The 2,018-nt window shown below is 49.0% G+C and carries 3 protein-coding genes; 2 read left to right on the top strand and 1 reads right to left on the bottom strand.

What is annotated here, in order from left to right:
* Window positions 1–250 precede the first annotated feature (250 nt).
* Window positions 251–436: a hypothetical protein gene (locus IQ273_RS32820; protein ID WP_106872213.1), complete on the top strand. Its 186-nt coding sequence runs from the start codon at window positions 251–253 to the stop codon at window positions 434–436.
* Between the two features lie 130 nt (window positions 437–566).
* On the opposite strand, the gene IQ273_RS32825 is transcribed toward IQ273_RS32820, so the two are convergent.
* The gene (locus IQ273_RS32825) at window positions 567–1,079 is read right to left on the bottom strand and encodes a cyclic nucleotide-binding domain-containing protein (protein WP_194027258.1); all 513 of its coding nucleotides are present in this window, start codon (window positions 1,077–1,079) and stop codon (window positions 567–569) included.
* 127 nt (window positions 1,080–1,206) lie between these two features.
* Here IQ273_RS32825 and IQ273_RS32830 point away from each other — a divergent pair, with 127 nt between their 5' ends.
* Window positions 1,207–1,986 (top strand): MinD/ParA family protein, encoded by a 780-nt coding sequence (locus IQ273_RS32830; RefSeq protein WP_194027259.1) that lies wholly within the window; start codon window positions 1,207–1,209, stop codon window positions 1,984–1,986.
* The last annotated feature ends 32 nt before the right edge of the window (window positions 1,987–2,018 follow it).

Below are 2,018 nucleotides of genomic sequence, written 5' to 3' on the forward strand. Positions count from 1 at the left end.
GCATAGACTCCCCATCCGCCAGCCATCAGCAGCAGGGCGGCAGCGGCCAAACTATAGGTGTTGGTCTTGGCGGCAATGGTTTTAAGGGTCATGCTTCCCGAATCCAGGTAGGGCCATGAACAGACTGGCCAGTCTTAAAGTAAAAGTTGTCCCTAAGATTCCCTTAAGAAAGTAATGGCTACCAGGCCAAATGCAGTGATTTCTAAAAATTTACGGGTACGCTAATTGGGCATATCTGAGAGCAACGACAATGGTAAAACGCGCCTATCAACCGCTTAATGATCCTCAGGCTGGCGATAAACTCAAACAATTTCGCCAAGATCTTAATGAAGAGTTAGAGCATGCCATTGAAGGCCATGAGTTTAAGATGGTCTATATTGGCATAGCCACGTTAATCGCCTTTGCCTCCGTCATCTATCTGGCTTGGAAATATTAGAAGCCATCATAATACTGGACTAACCATCTGGTTGCCATGGCTAGCCTGAAATAATCAAAGGGCTGCAAAATCAAATTATTTTGCAGCCCTTTGTATAGGAATTAATCAAATTAATTGTTTATAGATAATGCTAGTGCAGATACACTTGCATGCCAATTACAATTGCAGTCAAAATCACAACTGGAATCGCGATCGCGGCCATACCGTTATGGCTTTTAACCACCCGAGACTCGTGACTTATCACCGCTGACTTGATAGTTTCATGCATCTCTTCGCGCAGCTTGGTCAGTTCACCATCTATGCTGTCAGCGCTATAGAGCTGTCGCAGTCGGTCAAACACATCACGAGCCAAAATCAAGCTCTTCTCAGGATTCTCAAACAACATATCCATAATTTCATCGTGGGAGAAAACTACAACTTTGGCTTCCTCCTTAGCCTGAGCCGTCGAAGACCGAGGACGGCGATCGATTAGTTCTACTTCGCCAAAAACTCGCCCTGGCCCCAAGGTTTTTGCCACTACCTGACCAGTTTCTGGATAGGTGTCTACCAGATCAATGCGACCCGATTTAACTAAAAAAACCTGCTGACTTTCATCCCCTTCCCGATAGATCACATCGCCTGGGGCGTAGGTGAGTTTTTCCATGGGTAAATTCTGTGCGCGCGCGTTAGTTTCGCGGCTATTGTTCCCATACTAAACTCGGTTCTATCGTTTCCAATGTGGGCAAGCTGACGTAGAACTCCATTGTTTATTTGGCAGAGGCGAAAGTCCCATGACGCAGGTTATTTCGATTCACTCCTTTCGCGGTGGCACCGGCAAATCGAATTTAACGGCCAATATTGCTACGGCCGTGGCCAGCCAGGGTAAGCGAGTTGCCATTGTGGATACCGACATTCAATCCCCCGGTATTCACGTGCTATTTGGGCTCGATGAAGAAGACTTTACCCACTCTCTTAATGACTACCTGTGGGATAAATGTAGCGCTAAAGATGCCGCCTACGATGTTACTGCCCATGTGGTTACCGCTAGTGGATCTCCCGCCGATATTAGCGGCAGGGTGTATCTGGTGCCTTCTAGCCTCAAGGCTGGTGAAATCGCCAAAATTTTGCGGGAAGGCTACGACGTGGGGCTTCTCAACGATGGCTTTCACGACCTGATCAATCAGCTCAACCTCGACTACCTATTTATTGATACTCACCCCGGCCTAAACGAGGAAACCCTACTTTCGATCGCGATTTCCGATCGCATGGTGATTATCCTGCGGCCCGATCGCCAAGACTTTTTGGGCACCGCCGTCACCCTAGAAGTCGCTCAAAAGCTCGATGTGCCCGACATTACCCTGCTGGTCAACAAAGCCCCCGACATTTACCCCCGCGAAACCCTAATCGATAAGGTGCAGACTCAGTATGGGGTGCCCGTCGGCGGGCTATTTTATGAAAATGACGAAATGCTACAGCTGGCTAGCGGCGGCATTTTCTGGCTGCACCACCCCGATCACGCTTTTAGCCAGGAGGTACATATCGTAGCCCGCCAACTCACTGCTGCGGAGTAGCCCAATGACTCACCCCGCCCACGGGGAAACCC

This window comes from Nodosilinea sp. LEGE 07298 (assembly GCF_015207265.1).
Taxonomy (GTDB): Bacteria; Cyanobacteriota; Cyanobacteriia; order Phormidesmidales; family Phormidesmidaceae; genus Nodosilinea.

Bases quoted from the DNA above. Each gene is read 5' to 3' on its own strand.
- IQ273_RS32820 (WP_106872213.1), top strand. From the start codon at position 251: ATGGTAAAACGCGCCTATCAACCGCTTAATGATCCTCAGGCTGGCGAT.
- IQ273_RS32825 (WP_194027258.1), bottom strand. From the start codon at position 1,079: ATGGAAAAACTCACCTACGCCCCAGGCGATGTGATCTATCGGGAAGGG.
- IQ273_RS32830 (WP_194027259.1), top strand. From the start codon at position 1,207: ATGACGCAGGTTATTTCGATTCACTCCTTTCGCGGTGGCACCGGCAAA.